Raw genomic sequence first — 14658 nt, 5'->3', positions numbered from 1 at the left:
GCTGACGGGCCGGGCAGCACGCGAGCGGCACACGGGCCGGAGCAGGCGGGCCGGAGCAGGCGGGCCGGAGCAGGCGGGCCGGAGCAGGCGGGCCGGAGCAGGCGGGCCGGAGCAGGCGGGCCGGAGCAGGCGGGCCGGAGCAGGCGGGCGGACCCTAGCGGAACCCACGCATGTTCCGATGGAAAATGCCAGAAGTTCGACCTGCCGGTACTCCGTTGCGTAACCTTACGGCTACGGACATACGTCCGAGCCGTACGTACATGTGCTGGGGGGGTTTCCGCGTGCCCGGAATCGACGAGTGTCTACTGCACGCCATGCGGCTGCCCGGCGTGCGCGGCGCCGCCCTCGTCGACTGGACCAGCGGACTCGCCCTCGGCACCGTCGGCGACGCCGCCGGCGACGACCACGAGACGGCGGCGGCCGAGACTGCGGAACTCGCGCGCATGGTGGCGGAGCATCCTACCTTCGCCCCGCTGGGCACCGCCGGCGGCCCGGAGACGGACCACGGCAAGAACCCTCCGGTGGAGGACCTCGTCGTCACCACCCGCACGTGCTACCACGTTCTGCGCTTCGTCGAAACGAGCTTCGACAGCAGCGTACTGCTCCACCTCTGGCTCGACCGCACGGACGGCAATCTCGCCCTCGCCCGGCTCAGGATGCGCGACCTGACGGAGCGGCTGGTACTGGAGTGAGCGTCTCACCGATGCTGCTGCGGCTCGCCTCCGAACGGGCCACCGGGGCCCTCTTACGGGACCGGGGGACGCTGTACCTCGTCGAGGGCCAGGTCGTGCACGCCGAGAGCCCCGTCGCGCCGGGCATAGACGTCATGCTCTCCGCCACCGGACGGCTGCGCCCCGACGGCTGGACGCAGGCCATCCGCGAGGCCGGGGCGGACGGCGCGGTCGGCCGGTACCTGGTCGACAGCGGCCTGGTGTCCGGCGGCGAACTGGAGATCTGCCATCTGGGGGCGCTCTTCGACGCGGCGTTCTTCGCCCTCGCCCCGAGCAGCGGCCCCACCCGCTTCCGCTACGGCGCGGCCCACTGGATAGGCCCGGTAAGGCCGGTGGCCGCCGAGGCGGTCGAGCGCGAGACCCTGCGGCGCCGGGCCCTGCTGGACCGTCTCTGGGCGCATCCGGAGACGGACACCGCGCCGGTGGTGCCCTCCCCGCGATCCGCCCGCCCGCGGACCGCCGCCCCACGGCAGCGCGCCGTGCTCGATCTCGCCGATGGGGTGCGCACGCCCGCCGACATCGCACGCGCGCTGGGCCGACCCGCGTTCCACACCCTCATCGATGTACGCCGGCTGGCTGCGGCCGGCCTTGTGGAGACGCCGCGACCGGCGGCAGCCGCCGCGCCCACCCCGCCATCCGATGTCGCCCGCCTGATGGCGATGTCCGCCGATCCGGACGTCGCCCTGCTCCGCCGGCTCCGTGACGCCCTGGAGGCAACGCTGTGATGCGCGCGATGAGGCAGCGCGCCGAGAGGAGACAGCTGATGACCGCGAGCACCGGAGTCCTCGACGAACTGCACCGGTTGAGGACCCGGCTACCGCAGCTCACCGGTGCCCTCGCGGCGAGCGTGGACGGCCTCGTGCTGGCCAGGGACACCCCGGAGGCCGAGGCGGAGACCGTCGCCGCGCTGACCGCCGCCGCGCTCGGGGTGGCCGTGCGGCTGACCGAGGCGACCGGTCAGGGCCGCTTCCGCGAACTGCTCGTGCGCGGCGAGAGCGGCTATGTGGCGACGTACGCGGCGGGCACAGCCGCCGTGATCACCGTGACCGCCGAGCCCCGGGTCAACGTCGGCCGGTTGCACCTCGAGGCCCGCAAGGCCGGGGCGCGCATCGGCGAACTCGTGGACGGAGCACTCGAACGCCCCTGAACCGACCAGACCCGCCGGCCCGAGCCGCCCACCCGTATCCCCCGCCGAGCCGACCAGACCCGCCGACCCGGCCGGCCCCGCCGACCCGACGGCGGCCGACCCGACCCGCCGGCACCCAACCGGACCCTCCGGCCGGGCGCCGGCGGGGCGCCCCCTGGCGCGAGGGCCGGCGGCCTCCCGCCCCCGACGGGCGAACGCACCACCACAACCGAGCAGTTCCACAACAAGGAGAGACCATGGCGAACACCGAGACTGCCCTCAAGGAAGCGATGGCCATGATCGAGGGCGCGGTCGGCGTCGCCCTCGTCGACTACACCAGCGGTATGGCCCTGGGCACCATCGGCGGCGGCAAGCACCTCGACCTGAACGTCGCGGCCGCGGGCAACACCGACGTGGTGCGGGCCAAGCTGCGCGCGATGGAGATGCTGGGCCTCCAGGACGAGATCGAGGACATCCTCATCACCCTGGGCGGGCAGTACCACCTGATCCGGCTGCTCAAGGCACGCGGTGGCAACGGGCTGTTCCTGTACCTCGCGCTGGACAACAAGCGCGCCAATCTGGCGATGGCCCGCCATCAGCTGCGCAAGATCGAGGCCGAGTTGGAGGTCTGACGTCCCGCCCGCGCCCCACCGGCGCCCCGCCGACCGTTCAGCGCCGCCTGGCCCCGCCCGGGGCTGCGTCGCCGGCGGCGGGGCCGGTGGTGCGGTAGCACATGACCCGCGGCCCGGTGGGCCGGCCGCGCTCGACCCGGTCGGTGCGCACCCACAGCAGCTTCCCGGCCGCGCTCTCCCGCCGCCCCAGGGCACGCGCCTTGAGCCAGATCCCGGCACCGGCACCCGCGAGCAGCAGCCCGCCGGCCGCCGGTACGGCGAAGGCACTGCCGACCGCCGCCGCGAACCCGGCGAGCAGCCACCAGCGGTGCGCGCGGCGCCAGTTGCGTACGGTCACGGCCCGGTCCTGGAGCATGTCGCCCCGGGCGGCCCGGGTGGCCCCGCGCTCCAGCTCCCGGTACCGGCCGGTGCGGACGGTCGCCACGACCGCTGCCGTCATCAGGAACAGCGCGGCACCGCCGTACAGTCCGATCGCGCGGCCGGTGAGCCCCTCCGGTGCCGGCCCGACGACCGCGGCGAGCCCGCCGAGCCCGCCGAGCCCGCCGAGCCCGCCGAGCCCGCCGAGCCACAGCATCGGGACCGCCCCGGCCCGTACGGCCACCGCCACGCGCGCCAGTACGCGACCTCCGCCCCGACCCACTGCACCGCTCCCTTCCACCGCCCTGCGTCCGGGCGGGGAGCCCCGTTCCGCGGCTCGTCAGTCCGCGAAGAGTCCGCGCTCCGCGGCCCGGACGTCGAACTCCTCCAGCCGCGCCTGCGCGTCCGGCAGGCCGTCGCACATCGCCTCCAGCAGCATCCGGCCCAGCAGCATCGGTGCGCACGCGGTGTCGAAGGCGAGGCCCGTGCCGACGGCTGCGGGGATCAGCACATCGCTGTGGGCGGCGACGGGCGCGAACGCCGAGTCCGCGACCGTGACCACGGTCAGCCCGGCCTCCCGCGCGTACGCGAGCGCCTCCACGACCTCCCTGGGGTGGCGGGGCAGGGCGAAGCAGAGCAGCGCGGTGGCGCCCGCCCGGCGTGCGGCGTCGATGCGGTCGGCCAGCATCGAGCCGCCCTCGTCGAGCAGCCGGACATCCGGGTGGACCTTGGCCGCGAAGTAGGAGAAGCCCCTGGCCTGCGCGGAAGCGGCGCGCAGGCCGAGGACTGGCAGCGGGCGGGAGGCGGCGAGCAGCCGGGCGGCGCGTTCCACCGGGGCCGGATCGGCGAGCAGTTCGGCGAGCTGCCGCAGGTTCTCGATCTCCGCGTGCACGGCCTGCTGGTACTCGGTGAACTCACGCCCGTCCCCCGCCGGTTCGGCGGGAACCACCTCACGCAGGTGCCTGCGCAGCGCCGGGTAGCCGTCGAAGCCGAGCGCGACGGCGAAGCGGGTGACGGAGGGCTGGCTGACGCCGGCGAGCTCGGCCAGTTCGACACTGGACAGGAACGGCACGTCGGTGGCCCTGCGCACCATGCAGTGGGCGATGCGGCGCTGGGTGGGGGTGAGCCGGTGGCCTTCGAAGAGCTGCTGAAGCCGTGCGGCAGGGCTGGTGTCGTTCATGTCCGTCCCCTGGTTCCTCTCACCCGGCGTGCCGGAGGTGTGCCCGACCCTCCCCGTGGCGCCCGGGGCAGTACCGCGGGAGCACGGCGCCGGGAGGCGGAACGGAGACGGAGGCCGCCGAGAGTTCCGGCCCACCGGCTATTCAGTCACCCTTAACTCTGCATGACCATATGCAGACCGGGCAAGCGGCGCCGCGTGCGGTCCGACGAAGCGGGGCGGCGGTAGGTCGGTCCGCGTGGTGGGCAGTCTCTGCTCCCGGGTGGCACCCGACAGCGTCTGCAGTGGGTGCCGTGTGCGGCCGGACGTGTTTCTCAGCCTTCATTGGTCATAGAGTCGGCGTATGACTGACGAAGACTCCGCGTTCGACGTGCTGGGGGTACTGAGCGACCCCGTGCGCCGTCGGCTCTACCGATACGTTGCCGCCGCCCCAAAGGAGGTGGGCCGCGACGCGGCCGCGGAAGCGGCCAGGGTCTCCCGGTCGCTGGCCGCCTTCCATCTGGACAAGCTGGTCGAGGCCGGATTGCTGGCCGTGTCCTTCCGGCGGCTGTCCGGGCGCACCGGTCCCGGGGCGGGGCGGCCGGCGAAGCTGTACCGGCGTGCCGAGGGTGAGCACGCCGTCTCCGTGCCGCCGCGGTCGTACGAGGCCGCCGGTCGGCTGCTGGCGGAGGTGCTGGAGAACGCCGGGTTGGACCGGGAGCTTCAGGCCGCGGCGAGGGCGGCGGGCGCGGCACAGCCGGATGCGCGTGCCGATGATGTGGTGGCGGCGCTGCGGGCGCGCGGCTACGAGCCCTTCTGGGACGGGGGGACGCTGCGGCTGCGCAACTGCCCCTTCCACGCGCTGGCGGCTGAGTTCCCCGCCCTGATCTGCGGGATGAACCTGGCGCTCGTCGAGGGCCTTGCGCCCGAGCAGTGGTCACCGGCGATGGATCCGTGCCCCGGCGGCTGCTGCGTGGCACTTTCTAAAAATAAAAATGATTGACCATAGAGCTGGGTCAGGCCATGCTGTGCTCCATGACTGAGTCTCACCTGGCGCAGGTCAACATCGGCCGCATCGTCGCCCCAATGGACAGCCCCGAGTTGGCCGACTTCGTCGCCCAGCAGCCGGAAATCAACGCGCTTGCCGACCGGAGCCCAGGTTTCGTCTGGCGCATGGTCGACGGCGGTGGCGTGGACGCGACCGGCATCCGCCCCGATGGGAACGACGACCTGCTGCTCTTCAACTGCTCGGTCTGGGAGTCGGTCGAGGCCTTGCGGAACTTCACGTACCACAGCGGTCACCTGCGCGTGCTGAGCCGCCGCCGGGAGTGGTTTCGCCGGATGGCGGAGGCACACCAGGCCATGTGGTGGATCCCGGCCGGCCACCGTCCTACCGTCGCTGAGGCGATGGAGCGGGTCGCGATGCTGCGCGAACACGGCCCCGGTCCGCAGGCGTTCACCTTCCGCGACCCGTACCCGGCACCGAACGGGGCGGCGCAGCAGCGCGACGGCTGCCACGTCAGCACCGACGCCGAAGAGGCCGTCGCCGCGTTCCGCGCCGCCGGCACATCATCTCGCGCCCCGCTCCCGACGACGCGGAGCGGGAACCCGTCGACTACGTGCGGCGCCGCGCCGACCCCGCACCTGAATTGACCTGAGCTGTGAGAGCCGACCCGGCGCCCCCGGGACCGTGCACACCCGCGCGGGAGGGACCCGGTGCGGCCGGGACGGTCAGCGGTCCGCTGCGGCGCGGCGGGCACGCGTCCGGCCCGGGAGCCCGCGGCCCCCACCGGGCCCGCCGCGGCGGGCCCGGAGACACCGCCCGGAGACACCGGGCCCGCACGCGGGCCTGCGCCGGCGCCACCAGGCGTACCGTGCCCGGAGGTTCGCACAAGTGGTACGGGCGCGACACGTCGGCGCAGCACTCGCTTAACACGCGTCCGGCAGATTGGGGTGCGTCGGCGCCAAGGACCTCCGGAGCGGCTCCCGGACCTCCCTGGACGCCCGGACGCGGGGCCGGTTCCCGAACCGGAACGCGTCCCCCGCGGGGACCGCCGTCGTCCCGCCCCCCGGTCACGGGGGTGCGGCGGTCCCCGCGCATCCCCGGCTCGCCCCTTTCGAGAACCTTCACGCCCCCTCGGGTCCCCTTCACGCCCCCTCCGGGTCCCCTGTGCGCCCCTTCGAGGCCCTTGGGCGCTTCGCCCCTGGGCACCGCCCACCCGTGCCCACCGCGGTGCAGCCCCACGCCTCCCGGCACCTCCGGTACCGCTCGGCGCGGGGACCGCCGCGCTCCCGGCCCGGTGCGCCTACTTCCCGGTCCGCGCCAGGAAGGACAGCAGGTCCTGGCGGCTGACGACACCGGTCGGCTTGCCCTCGACCAGCACGATCGCCGCGTCGGCGGAACCGAGCACGGACATCAGGTCACCGACCGGCTCCCCCGAACCGACCTGGGGCAGCGGCTCGCTCATGTGCTTCTCCAACGGGTCGTTCAGCGAGGCGCGCTGCGTGAACAGCGCGTCCAGCAGCTCCCGCTCCACCACGGAGCCGATGACCTCGGCGGCCATGACGTCCGGGTGCCCGGCGCCCGGCTTCACGATCGGCATCTGGGAGACGCCGTACTCGCGGAGCACCTCGACGGCCTGGCCCACGGTCTCCTCGGGGTGCATGTGCACGAGGGACGGCAGGGGGCCCTCCTTGTGCTTCAGCACGTCGCCGACCCGCGGCTGGTCGCCCGCCTGCTCGAGGAAGCCGTAGTCGTTCATCCACTCGTCGTTGAAGATCTTCGACAGATAGCCGCGTCCGCTGTCGGGGAGCAGCACCACCACCACGTCGTCCGGCCCGAGGCCCTCGGCCACCCGCAGCGCGGCGACGACCGCCATGCCGCAGGACCCGCCGACCAGGAGTCCCTCCTCCTTGGCGAGGCGGCGCGTCATCTGGAACGAGTCCTTGTCGGAGACGGCGATGATCTCGTCCGTGACCTCGGGGTCGTAGGCGGTGGGCCAGAAGTCCTCACCGACCCCCTCCACCAGGTACGGCCGGCCGGAACCGCCGGAGTAGACGGAGCCTTCGGGGTCCGCGCCGACCACGCGCACCGCGCCCCCGCTGATCTCCTTCAGATAGTTGCCGGTGCCGGAGATGGTGCCGCCGGTGCCGATGCCGGCCACGAAATGGGTGATTTTCCCCTCAGTCTGTTCCCACAGTTCGGGACCGGTCGTCTCGTAGTGCGAACGCGGGTTGTTGGGGTTGGAGTACTGGTCCGGCTTCCAGGCACCCGGCGTCTCGCGCACCAGCCGGTCCGAGACGTTGTAGTACGAGTCCGGGTGCTCCGGGTCGACCGCCGTCGGGCAGACGACGACCTCGGCGCCGTAGGCGCGCAGGACGTTGATCTTGTCGGTGGACACCTTGTCAGGGCAGACGAAGATGCACTTGTAGCCCTTCTGCTGGGCCACGATGGCCAGCCCGACGCCGGTGTTCCCGCTCGTCGGCTCGACGATCGTGCCGCCCGGCCGGAGCTCCCCGCTCTGCTCGGCGGCCTCGATCATGCGCAGGGCGATGCGGTCCTTCACCGACCCGCCGGGGTTGAAGTACTCGACCTTGGCGAGAACCGTCGCCTGAATGCCCGCGGTCACGCTGTTCAGCTTCAGCAGCGGGGTATTGCCAACCAGACTGATCATCGAGTCGTGGAATCGCACCGTAAGTCTCCGGGATCTCCATAGTGGTTCCGTCAGCGTATGCGCATTCGGCGCGAGATTGGGCGGCGGCCGTTGCGGGGCAGTGAGCTCTTGGAGGGCTGCACGGCTACGAGGAGGTGGCTGGGACTGTGTCGAGGGCGAGGGTGGCGCGGCGCATCGCGGCGGGCGCGGCTTACGGCGGCGGCGGAATCGGTCTGCTCGGAGCCGCCGCGGTGACTCTTCTGCTGGCCGAGGTGCAGTTGGCGAAGAGATCGGTGGGGGGCGGTACGGCCCCCGCACCGCCCGGGGCGGACGGTGTCTACGGCACGGCCTTCGGGCTGTCCGATCCGCTGCGGCTGGTCCTGCTCGGCGACTCGACGGCCGCCGGGCAGGGGGTGCGCCGGGCGGGGCAGACGCCGGGGGCACTGCTGGCCTCGGGGCTCGCGGCCGTGGCGGAGCGCCCGGTTCGGCTGTTCAACGTGGCCCTGCCGGGCGCGCGCTCCGACGACCTCGAACGGCAGGTGGGCCTCGCGCTGCGGGATCCTGCACGGGTCCCGGACGTCTGCGTGATCATGATCGGGGCGAACGACGTGACGCACCGCATGCCCCCGACGCGGTCGGTGCGGTACCTGTCCGAAGCGGTCCGCCGGCTGCGGACGGCCGGAGCGGAGGTGGTGGTGGGCACCTGCCCGGACCTCGGCACCATCGAACCCGTCTACCAGCCGCTGCGGTGGCTCGCCCGACGGGTCTCCCGGCAGCTCGCGGCCGCGCAGACGATCGGCGCGGTGGAGCAGGGCGGCCGTACGGTGTCGCTGGGGGACCTGCTGGGGCCGGAGTTCGCAGCGAACCCCCGCGAGTTGTTCGGACCCGACAACTACCACCCCTCGGCGGAGGGGTACGCCACGGCGGCGATGGCGGTGCTGCCGACGCTGTGCGCGGTGCTGGGCCTGTGGCCGGAGACGGACCGGCTGGACGCCGACCGCCACGAGGGCATGCTGCCGGTCGCCAAGGCGGCGGCGGAGGCGGCGAGCGAGGCCGGTACCGAGGTCACCGGCGCCCGTGCCCCGTGGGCCCTGCTCAAGCACCGCCGGCGCCGCCGCCTGCCGGTCCCGGCGGAGCCGGCGCCCGCGGAGCCCAGGGCCGCGGAGGCGCGCGAGCGGGCGGCGGAGTGAACACGCGCCGCCCGCACAGGCGCCGGCACTCGCGCCGGAGCCCAGCTCGCGCGGCCGGAGCCCCCGCCGGCCCGGCAACCCGGCCCCTGAACCGGGCGGCCGGACCTCGCCGCCCCCGGCACGGCATGGCACGGCGCGGCGCGGCGCGGCATGGACCGCCGTGGCCGCCCATGTGCCGGACCGGCCGCCGCGAGTCCGCCCATAAGCGAGCGCTTAGAAAAGAGGTCCGCATCACACGGTCCGTACCGTGACCCGCGTGATACGTAGGGGTAACTTCCAGACTGTCGCCCCCGAGCACCCCACTGGAGCCGTGATGCCCGAAGCCGTGATCGTCTCTGCCGCCCGCTCGCCCATCGGACGGGCCTTCAAGGGCTCGCTGAAGGAGCTGCGGCCGGACGACCTGACCGCGACCATCGTCCAGGCCGCACTGGCCAAGGTCCCCGAGCTGGACCCCGCGGACATCGACGACCTGATGCTCGGCTGCGGCCTGCCCGGCGGTGAGCAGGGCCACAACCTCGGCCGGATCGTGGCCGTGCAGATGGGGATGGACCACCTCCCCGGCTGCACCGTCACCCGCTACTGCTCGTCCTCGCTGCAGACCTCCCGGATGGCGCTGCACGCCATCAAGGCCGGTGAGGGCGACGTCTTCATATCGGCGGGCGTCGAGATGGTCTCCCGCTCACTGAAGGGCACGTCCGACGGCCTCCCCGACACCCACAACCCGCTCTTCGCCGAGGCGGAGGCCCGGACCGCGGCCGTCGCCGCCAGCGAGGGCGCGAACTGGCACGACCCGCGCGAGGACGGCCTGGTCCCGGACGCGTATATCGCGATGGGCCAGACCGCGGAGAACCTGGCCCGCCTCAAGGGCGTCACCCGCCAGGAGATGGACGAGTTCGGCGTGCGCTCCCAGAACCTCGCCGAGGAAGCGATCAAGAACGGCTTCTGGGAGCGCGAGATCACGCCCGTGACACTGCCGGACGGCACCGTGGTCGCCAAGGACGACGGCCCGCGCGCGGGCGTCACGCTGGAGGGCGTGCAGGGCCTGAAGCCGGTGTTCCGCCCGGACGGCCTGGTCACCGCGGGCAACTGCTGCCCGCTCAACGACGGCGCGGCCGCGCTGGTGATCATGTCGGACACCAAGGCGCGTGAGCTGGGCCTGACCCCGCTGGCCCGGATCGTCTCCACCGGGGTCTCCGGCCTCTCCCCCGAGATCATGGGATACGGCCCGGTCGAGGCGAGCAGGCAGGCGCTGCGGCGGGCCGGGCTCACCATGGACGACATCGACCTGGTCGAGATCAACGAGGCGTTCGCGGCGCAGGTCGTCCCCTCCTACCGGGACCTGGGCATCCCGCTGGAGAAGCTGAACGTCAACGGCGGAGCGATCGCGGTCGGCCACCCCTTCGGCATGACCGGCGCGCGCATCACCGGCACGCTGATCAACTCGCTCCGGTTCCACGACAAGCAGTTCGGTCTGGAGACCATGTGCGTGGGCGGCGGCCAGGGAATGGCGATGGTCATCGAGCGCCTCAGCTGACGCGAACGGCACCCCGCCCGGGGCGCCGGGGCGCGGGAGGGTGCCGGTCCGGCGGGGTGTCGCGCGTGCGCGACACCCCGCCGATGCGCACGGGGAACGCGGCCCGGGGACCCGTATCGCGGCGGACCCGTACCGCTGTGCGGTACGGCGGGCAGGCCGGGGCGCGCCCGCACCCCGCACCCACAACCCGCACCCCCATCCGCAACCCGCACCCGCACCCGCACGCGCGCCCGGCGCACCCACCGCGCCCGGTTCACGGCAGCGGATGGCGAACCGCTCCCCGTCCCTCCGCGACCGCTCCCCCAACCCCGCCGTCTCCCAGCCGTGACCCAATCGCCCCCAGGATGTGACCTGTCTCCCAGTGGTGTGCGTTTACCCAGGTCACACGCACCCGGCGAGAGGACATCCGGCCCGGCCCTCTGTCTCTTTCGTGACGTTCGTGATGTATTGCACTGACACCAGATGTGGGCCCACGACAAGCTGATGTAGTAAGTCGGGGAAGTCCTCAGAACCGGGAGTACGTCAGTGAGCGCCTTGTCCCTCGCCCTGCTGCTGACCACCGCCGCCGCCACGGCTGTGGGCGCCGCTGCCCTGCACACCACTCTCGGACTGCGCAGGCAGGTCACCGCCCTGCGTGCGGAACTGGCCGCCGCGAGCCGCCAGGAGAGCGGCCCCTTCGGCTCCGTACCGCATGCCCGCACGGCCCCCGCCGCCGAGATACGCGCGGCCGTCGCCGAGGCGCTGGCCGAGGAGCGCGAGCGCGAGCTGGCCGAGGCGCGGGCCTTCTGGGCCGCGCAGGAAGCCCGCGAGGCGGCCGACGCGCCGCACTTCGCCGGCGAGTCCCCGCCGGCGATGCTCGGCGGACCGGCGGACGCCGGGGAGGACGGGCCGATCTTCCTGCCCCGGCAGGCCGACTTCGCCGGTCTGGAGGCACTGGACCTGGAAGGGGTGGAGGACCTCGAGGAGCCGCCGGAGCCGGCCGAGCAGCCGGCGGAGTTCGCGGAGGACTCCCCCGAACTCGCCGCGGCCCGCCGGCGGCACCCCTCGCACCCCGACTTCGTACCGGTGCACACGCCTGTCGTGACCGACCACGAGCGAACCGTGGCACGGCTCGAGGAACTGGCGGACACCGGGACCGCCCTCACCGACGTACGGCCGGGCCCGCTGGGCACCCTGGACGTGTATGTGTTCGCCGACGGCACGACCCTCTGCATGACCCCGGGGCACCGCGAGACCGCGGAGCGGCTCGGGGAGGCGCTGCACGCCGGGCGGACGCCTGTCCTGCTCGGCGGCTCGGGCGTCTCCGGCGCCTACTCGCTGACGTTCTCCTGCGGCGCCGGGGAGAACGTCTACGTCCTCGCCGACCGCGTCATCGCCTCGCTCTGACCCGGTCCCGCGGAGCCCCCGCCCTCCGGGCCTGCGGACCATCCCTGCCCGCACCCCGGCTCCCTGCCCCCCGCACCGCTTGCCTCCCCGCCCCGCGACCCGGCCCGCGACCCGGCCCCGGCAGCCCCGGGCGCGCCCTCAGATCAGAGCCGCGCCCGCCGCGCCGCCGCCTCGACCAGGGCCACGGCCTCGTCCAGTTCCCCCCGGGGGGCCGCCCCCGTGCGCAGGGCTTCGGCCAAATCCGTCCCCGCGACCACCAATTGGTCCGCGACTGCGAAGACCCCCGCGTCGGGCATGGTCCACGGCTGCCGCCCGGGCGCCTCGATGCGCTGGGCGCGCACCGCCAACTCCCTGGCCAGTGCCAGCCCTTCGGCCGCCGCACCGCGCTGGAGCCGGCTCTGCGGGGCGGCCCGCAGCCGGTCGGCGAATCGTTCCACGGCTGCTGTCAGAGGTGTCGTATCACGCACGACGCGACCCTATGCGCCGGTACGGGACTGTTGCCAATACGCGAACGCTGAGGCACGGTGACGTGAAGGACCACACGCGCAATGCGTCCGGAGGCACCGATGTCCCACGTCTTCTCCGAAGAGACCCATCGCAACCTGCTCTCCCGCATCCCTCACTGCACCGGTCGTGACATCGCCGACTGGCTGCGGACCGTCGAAGAAGGACCGTCCCTGTTCCGCTTCGAGGAGAAGGTCAGCTGGCTCCGGAGCGAACACGATCTCGCGTATGGCCATGCGAAGGCGATCATCCACGAGTACGACCTGAGGAGGGCGGCCCGCAAGCTGCTCTGAGGTGACTGGTGCCGCGTCAGACAGGACCGGCCCGTCAGACAGGGCCGGCCCGCCGGGGAGCGGCGCGGTGTCCGGCACGGTGCGTCGCGAGGCGCGATCGGCCTCGCCGCGGGCCTGCCCGGTGGAGCAGGCAACGCCGCGAGCCGCCCTGCCGCGCGCCGTGAGGGGGCGCGAGCCGCGACGGGCCGCACGTCGTCTGACGCGGCACGAGCGGGGGTGGCGAGTATCCCTCCCGCCGGGCGGATGCCGGAGCAGGCCCGCCTCCACGACCCGCAGGCCCGCCTCCACCACCCGCCCCGGCCCGGCCTGATCGAGGATGGACGACGGGCCCGCCCGGCGGATGCCGGAGCGGGCCCTCGTCGGTTCGCCGGGCGGCCGTGCGGGCCGCCCGTGCGTCAGTCGTCGCCCTGCAGGATCGACAGCAGGCGCAGCATCTCCAGGTAGATCCACACCAGGGTCAGGGTGAGGCCGAAGGCGGCCAGCCAGGACTCCTCGCGGGGGGCGCCGTAGTTGATGCCGTCCTCGACCTGCTTGAAGTCCAGGGCGAGGAAGCAGGCACCGAGGATGATGCCGATGACACCGAAGAGGATGCCGAGACCACCGCTGCGGAAGCCCAGGCCGTCACCGCCGGCGAAGACGGCGAACAGCATGTTGACCGCCATCAGCAGCACGAAGCCCATCGCGGCGGCCATCACAAAGCCGTAGAAGCGGCGGGTGACGCGGATCCAGCGCATCTTGTAGGCGAACAGCACACCGCCGAAGACCGCCATGGTGCCGAGCACCGCCTGGGCGACCACACCGTCGGCGATGTACGTGGACACCGTGCTGGAGATCACTCCGAGGAAGACGCCCTCGAACGCCGCGTAGGCGAGGATCAGCGCGGGCGACGGCTTGCGCTTGAAGGACTGGACGAGCGCCAGCACCATGGCCACCAGTGCGGCGCCGATGGCGATGCCGTACGACATGCCGATGTTGGCCTGGTCGACGGGCAGGAGCACCCACGACAGGACCGCGGTGAGCACGACGGTGCCGAGCGTCATGGCGGTGCGCGCCACGACGTCGTCCATCGTCATCACGTTGGCCGGGGCGGGCGCCTGCGGCGGCGCACCGACCTGGGCGTCCGCCGGCGCGTAGGGGTTGGTGGCGTACGGGTTGCCCGCGCCCTGGGCGTACGGACTGCCGCCGACTGCGGGGCCCCCGGCCTGCGGCGCGGTGTTGAAGCCCGCGTAGCCGTTGTCGCGGCTGAACCCCCGTCGCGAGAAGACCGGGTTGCTGCTCCTCATCTCACTCCTCCATGGCCGCCCTGCGCGGCCTTCGCACAAGAGTAATGCGGGGGCAAAGACCTCAGCCTAGTGCTGAAGGAGGATCTTTCCTCGATCGTGACTGACCTGTGGCCCCGCACCCGCCGTGCACTCTGTCCCGACACTACAGCCGGTGAACCGGGTCACTCATTCCCGGGTCGGCTCGGTTCACTCCGGCGGCGGTACCGCAAGACGGCCGGGAGTGAGGTCCCGCGTGTATACGACCGCGGGCCGGGCAGGGATACGGGGTGCCGGGCCGCGGGTGCCCGGCCGGCGTCGGAGACGGCCACGCGGGTACGGGCAAGCGTTCAGGAGTTCAACGGGTGTCACTCGCGCCGCGGACGCATGAACGTGCCCGGAGCCGGACTCGAACCGGCACGGCCCGAAGGCCAGCGAGGTTTAAGCTCGCCGTGTCTGCATTCCACCATCCGGGCTGGTTGCGCGGTCCTGCGTACGCGGCTCTGCGTTCGCACACGACCCTATCCGCACGGCTCACCCCAACAGCGGAACAACGTGCCTAAGTTGTCTTATTTTATTGATGACTGAGGGGTAGTCAGACCACCCGGGCGGGCCGTTTGCACCTGCCGAGGCGGGCTCCCCGCGCACCCGCCGCAACCCGTGGGAATGACGGAAAGTCGCCGCCCCTGCACACCTGGGGATCCGTCGCGCGGCGCTCCGGCGGGGCGGGCCCGCCCCGCAGCCGCCCCGGGAGCCACCGTCATACCAAAGGAGGACGGGCTGCCGCCCCGTCAGACCGGAGGGGGTCCCGGGAACGGGCACCGGGACGGACGATCC

15 protein-coding genes and 1 tRNA gene are annotated in these 14658 nt (G+C 73.1%); 10 read left to right on the top strand and 6 right to left on the bottom strand.

From position 1 onward, the window contains the following. Nucleotides 1–281: 281 nt before the first annotated feature. From SCWH03_RS16900 to SCWH03_RS16885, 4 genes are all read left to right on the top strand, one after another. Complete coding sequence (locus SCWH03_RS16900) at nt 282–692, top strand: hypothetical protein (RefSeq protein ID WP_173265081.1); 411 nt, start codon at nt 282–284, stop codon at nt 690–692. Nucleotides 693–703: 11 nt separating this feature from the next. Then, complete coding sequence (locus tag SCWH03_RS16895) at nt 704–1456, top strand: transcriptional regulator (protein ID WP_254076809.1); 753 nt, start codon at nt 704–706, stop codon at nt 1454–1456. Nucleotides 1457–1494: 38 nt separating this feature from the next. Further along, nucleotides 1495–1878 carry a roadblock/LC7 domain-containing protein gene (locus tag SCWH03_RS16890; protein WP_017945812.1) on the top strand — a complete coding sequence of 128 codons (384 nt, stop codon included), beginning with the start codon at nt 1495–1497 and terminating at the stop codon, nt 1876–1878. Nucleotides 1879–2114: 236 nt separating this feature from the next. After that, nucleotides 2115–2489 (top strand): hypothetical protein, encoded by a 375-nt coding sequence (locus tag SCWH03_RS16885; RefSeq protein WP_173265079.1) that lies wholly within the window; start codon nt 2115–2117, stop codon nt 2487–2489. Nucleotides 2490–2526: 37 nt separating this feature from the next. Here the strand turns inward: SCWH03_RS16885 and SCWH03_RS16880 are convergent, their stop codons facing one another. Together SCWH03_RS16880 and SCWH03_RS16875 are read right to left on the bottom strand one after the other, a co-directional pair. Beyond that, nucleotides 2527–3096, bottom strand: coding sequence for a hypothetical protein (locus SCWH03_RS16880; protein ID WP_173265078.1), 570 nt, complete (start codon nt 3094–3096; stop codon nt 2527–2529). A 90-nt stretch (nt 3097–3186) separates the two neighbouring features. Further along, nucleotides 3187–4026 (bottom strand): MurR/RpiR family transcriptional regulator, encoded by an 840-nt coding sequence (locus SCWH03_RS16875; RefSeq protein ID WP_173265077.1) that lies wholly within the window; start codon nt 4024–4026, stop codon nt 3187–3189. Nucleotides 4027–4366: 340 nt separating this feature from the next. Here SCWH03_RS16875 and SCWH03_RS16870 point away from each other — a divergent pair, with 340 nt between their 5' ends. Together SCWH03_RS16870 and SCWH03_RS16865 are read left to right on the top strand one after the other, a co-directional pair. Beyond that, the gene (locus tag SCWH03_RS16870) at nt 4367–5005 is read left to right on the top strand and encodes a helix-turn-helix transcriptional regulator (RefSeq protein WP_173265076.1); all 639 of its coding nucleotides are present in this window, start codon (nt 4367–4369) and stop codon (nt 5003–5005) included. A gap of 32 nt (nt 5006–5037) precedes the next feature. Beyond that, complete coding sequence (locus SCWH03_RS16865) at nt 5038–5655, top strand: DUF3291 domain-containing protein (RefSeq protein ID WP_173265075.1); 618 nt, start codon at nt 5038–5040, stop codon at nt 5653–5655. Nucleotides 5656–6308: 653 nt separating this feature from the next. Here SCWH03_RS16865 and SCWH03_RS16860 read toward each other — a convergent pair. Beyond that, a complete protein-coding gene (locus tag SCWH03_RS16860) occupies nt 6309–7694 on the bottom strand; it encodes a cystathionine beta-synthase (RefSeq protein ID WP_173265074.1) in 1386 nt (461 codons plus the stop codon). A gap of 143 nt (nt 7695–7837) precedes the next feature. Here SCWH03_RS16860 and SCWH03_RS16855 point away from each other — a divergent pair, with 143 nt between their 5' ends. The 3 genes from SCWH03_RS16855 (at nt 7838) to SCWH03_RS16845 (ending at nt 11765) form a co-directional block, all read left to right on the top strand. Beyond that, nucleotides 7838–8845 (top strand): SGNH/GDSL hydrolase family protein, encoded by a 1008-nt coding sequence (locus SCWH03_RS16855; protein ID WP_173265161.1) that lies wholly within the window; start codon nt 7838–7840, stop codon nt 8843–8845. Between the two features lie 313 nt (nt 8846–9158). Further along, nucleotides 9159–10379 (top strand): acetyl-CoA C-acetyltransferase, encoded by a 1221-nt coding sequence (locus SCWH03_RS16850; protein ID WP_173265160.1) that lies wholly within the window; start codon nt 9159–9161, stop codon nt 10377–10379. Between the two features lie 525 nt (nt 10380–10904). Further along, complete coding sequence (locus SCWH03_RS16845; protein ID WP_173265073.1) at nt 10905–11765, top strand: hypothetical protein; 861 nt, start codon at nt 10905–10907, stop codon at nt 11763–11765. Nucleotides 11766–11908: 143 nt separating this feature from the next. Here the strand turns inward: SCWH03_RS16845 and SCWH03_RS16840 are convergent, their stop codons facing one another. Beyond that, entirely contained in the window at nt 11909–12232 is a 324-nt protein-coding gene (locus SCWH03_RS16840) for a hypothetical protein (protein ID WP_173265072.1), read from the bottom strand. Nucleotides 12233–12331: 99 nt separating this feature from the next. On the opposite strand from SCWH03_RS16840, the gene SCWH03_RS16835 reads away from it, so the two are divergent. Then, nucleotides 12332–12562, top strand: a complete 231-nt coding sequence (locus SCWH03_RS16835) for a DUF4287 domain-containing protein (RefSeq protein WP_173265071.1) — start codon at nt 12332–12334, stop codon at nt 12560–12562. Nucleotides 12563–12957: 395 nt separating this feature from the next. Here the strand turns inward: SCWH03_RS16835 and SCWH03_RS16830 are convergent, their stop codons facing one another. After that, a complete protein-coding gene (locus SCWH03_RS16830; RefSeq protein WP_173265070.1) occupies nt 12958–13845 on the bottom strand; it encodes a Bax inhibitor-1/YccA family protein in 888 nt (295 codons plus the stop codon). Nucleotides 13846–14215: 370 nt separating this feature from the next. Further along, nucleotides 14216–14297: transfer RNA gene (locus SCWH03_RS16825), tRNA-Leu, on the bottom strand. Nucleotides 14298–14658 lie beyond the last annotated feature (361 nt).

The sequence above is a fragment of the Streptomyces pacificus genome (assembly GCF_011766325.1).
GTDB lineage: Bacteria > Actinomycetota > Actinomycetes > Streptomycetales > Streptomycetaceae > Streptomyces > Streptomyces pacificus.
This window is presented reverse-complemented; position numbering and strand designations above follow the sequence as displayed.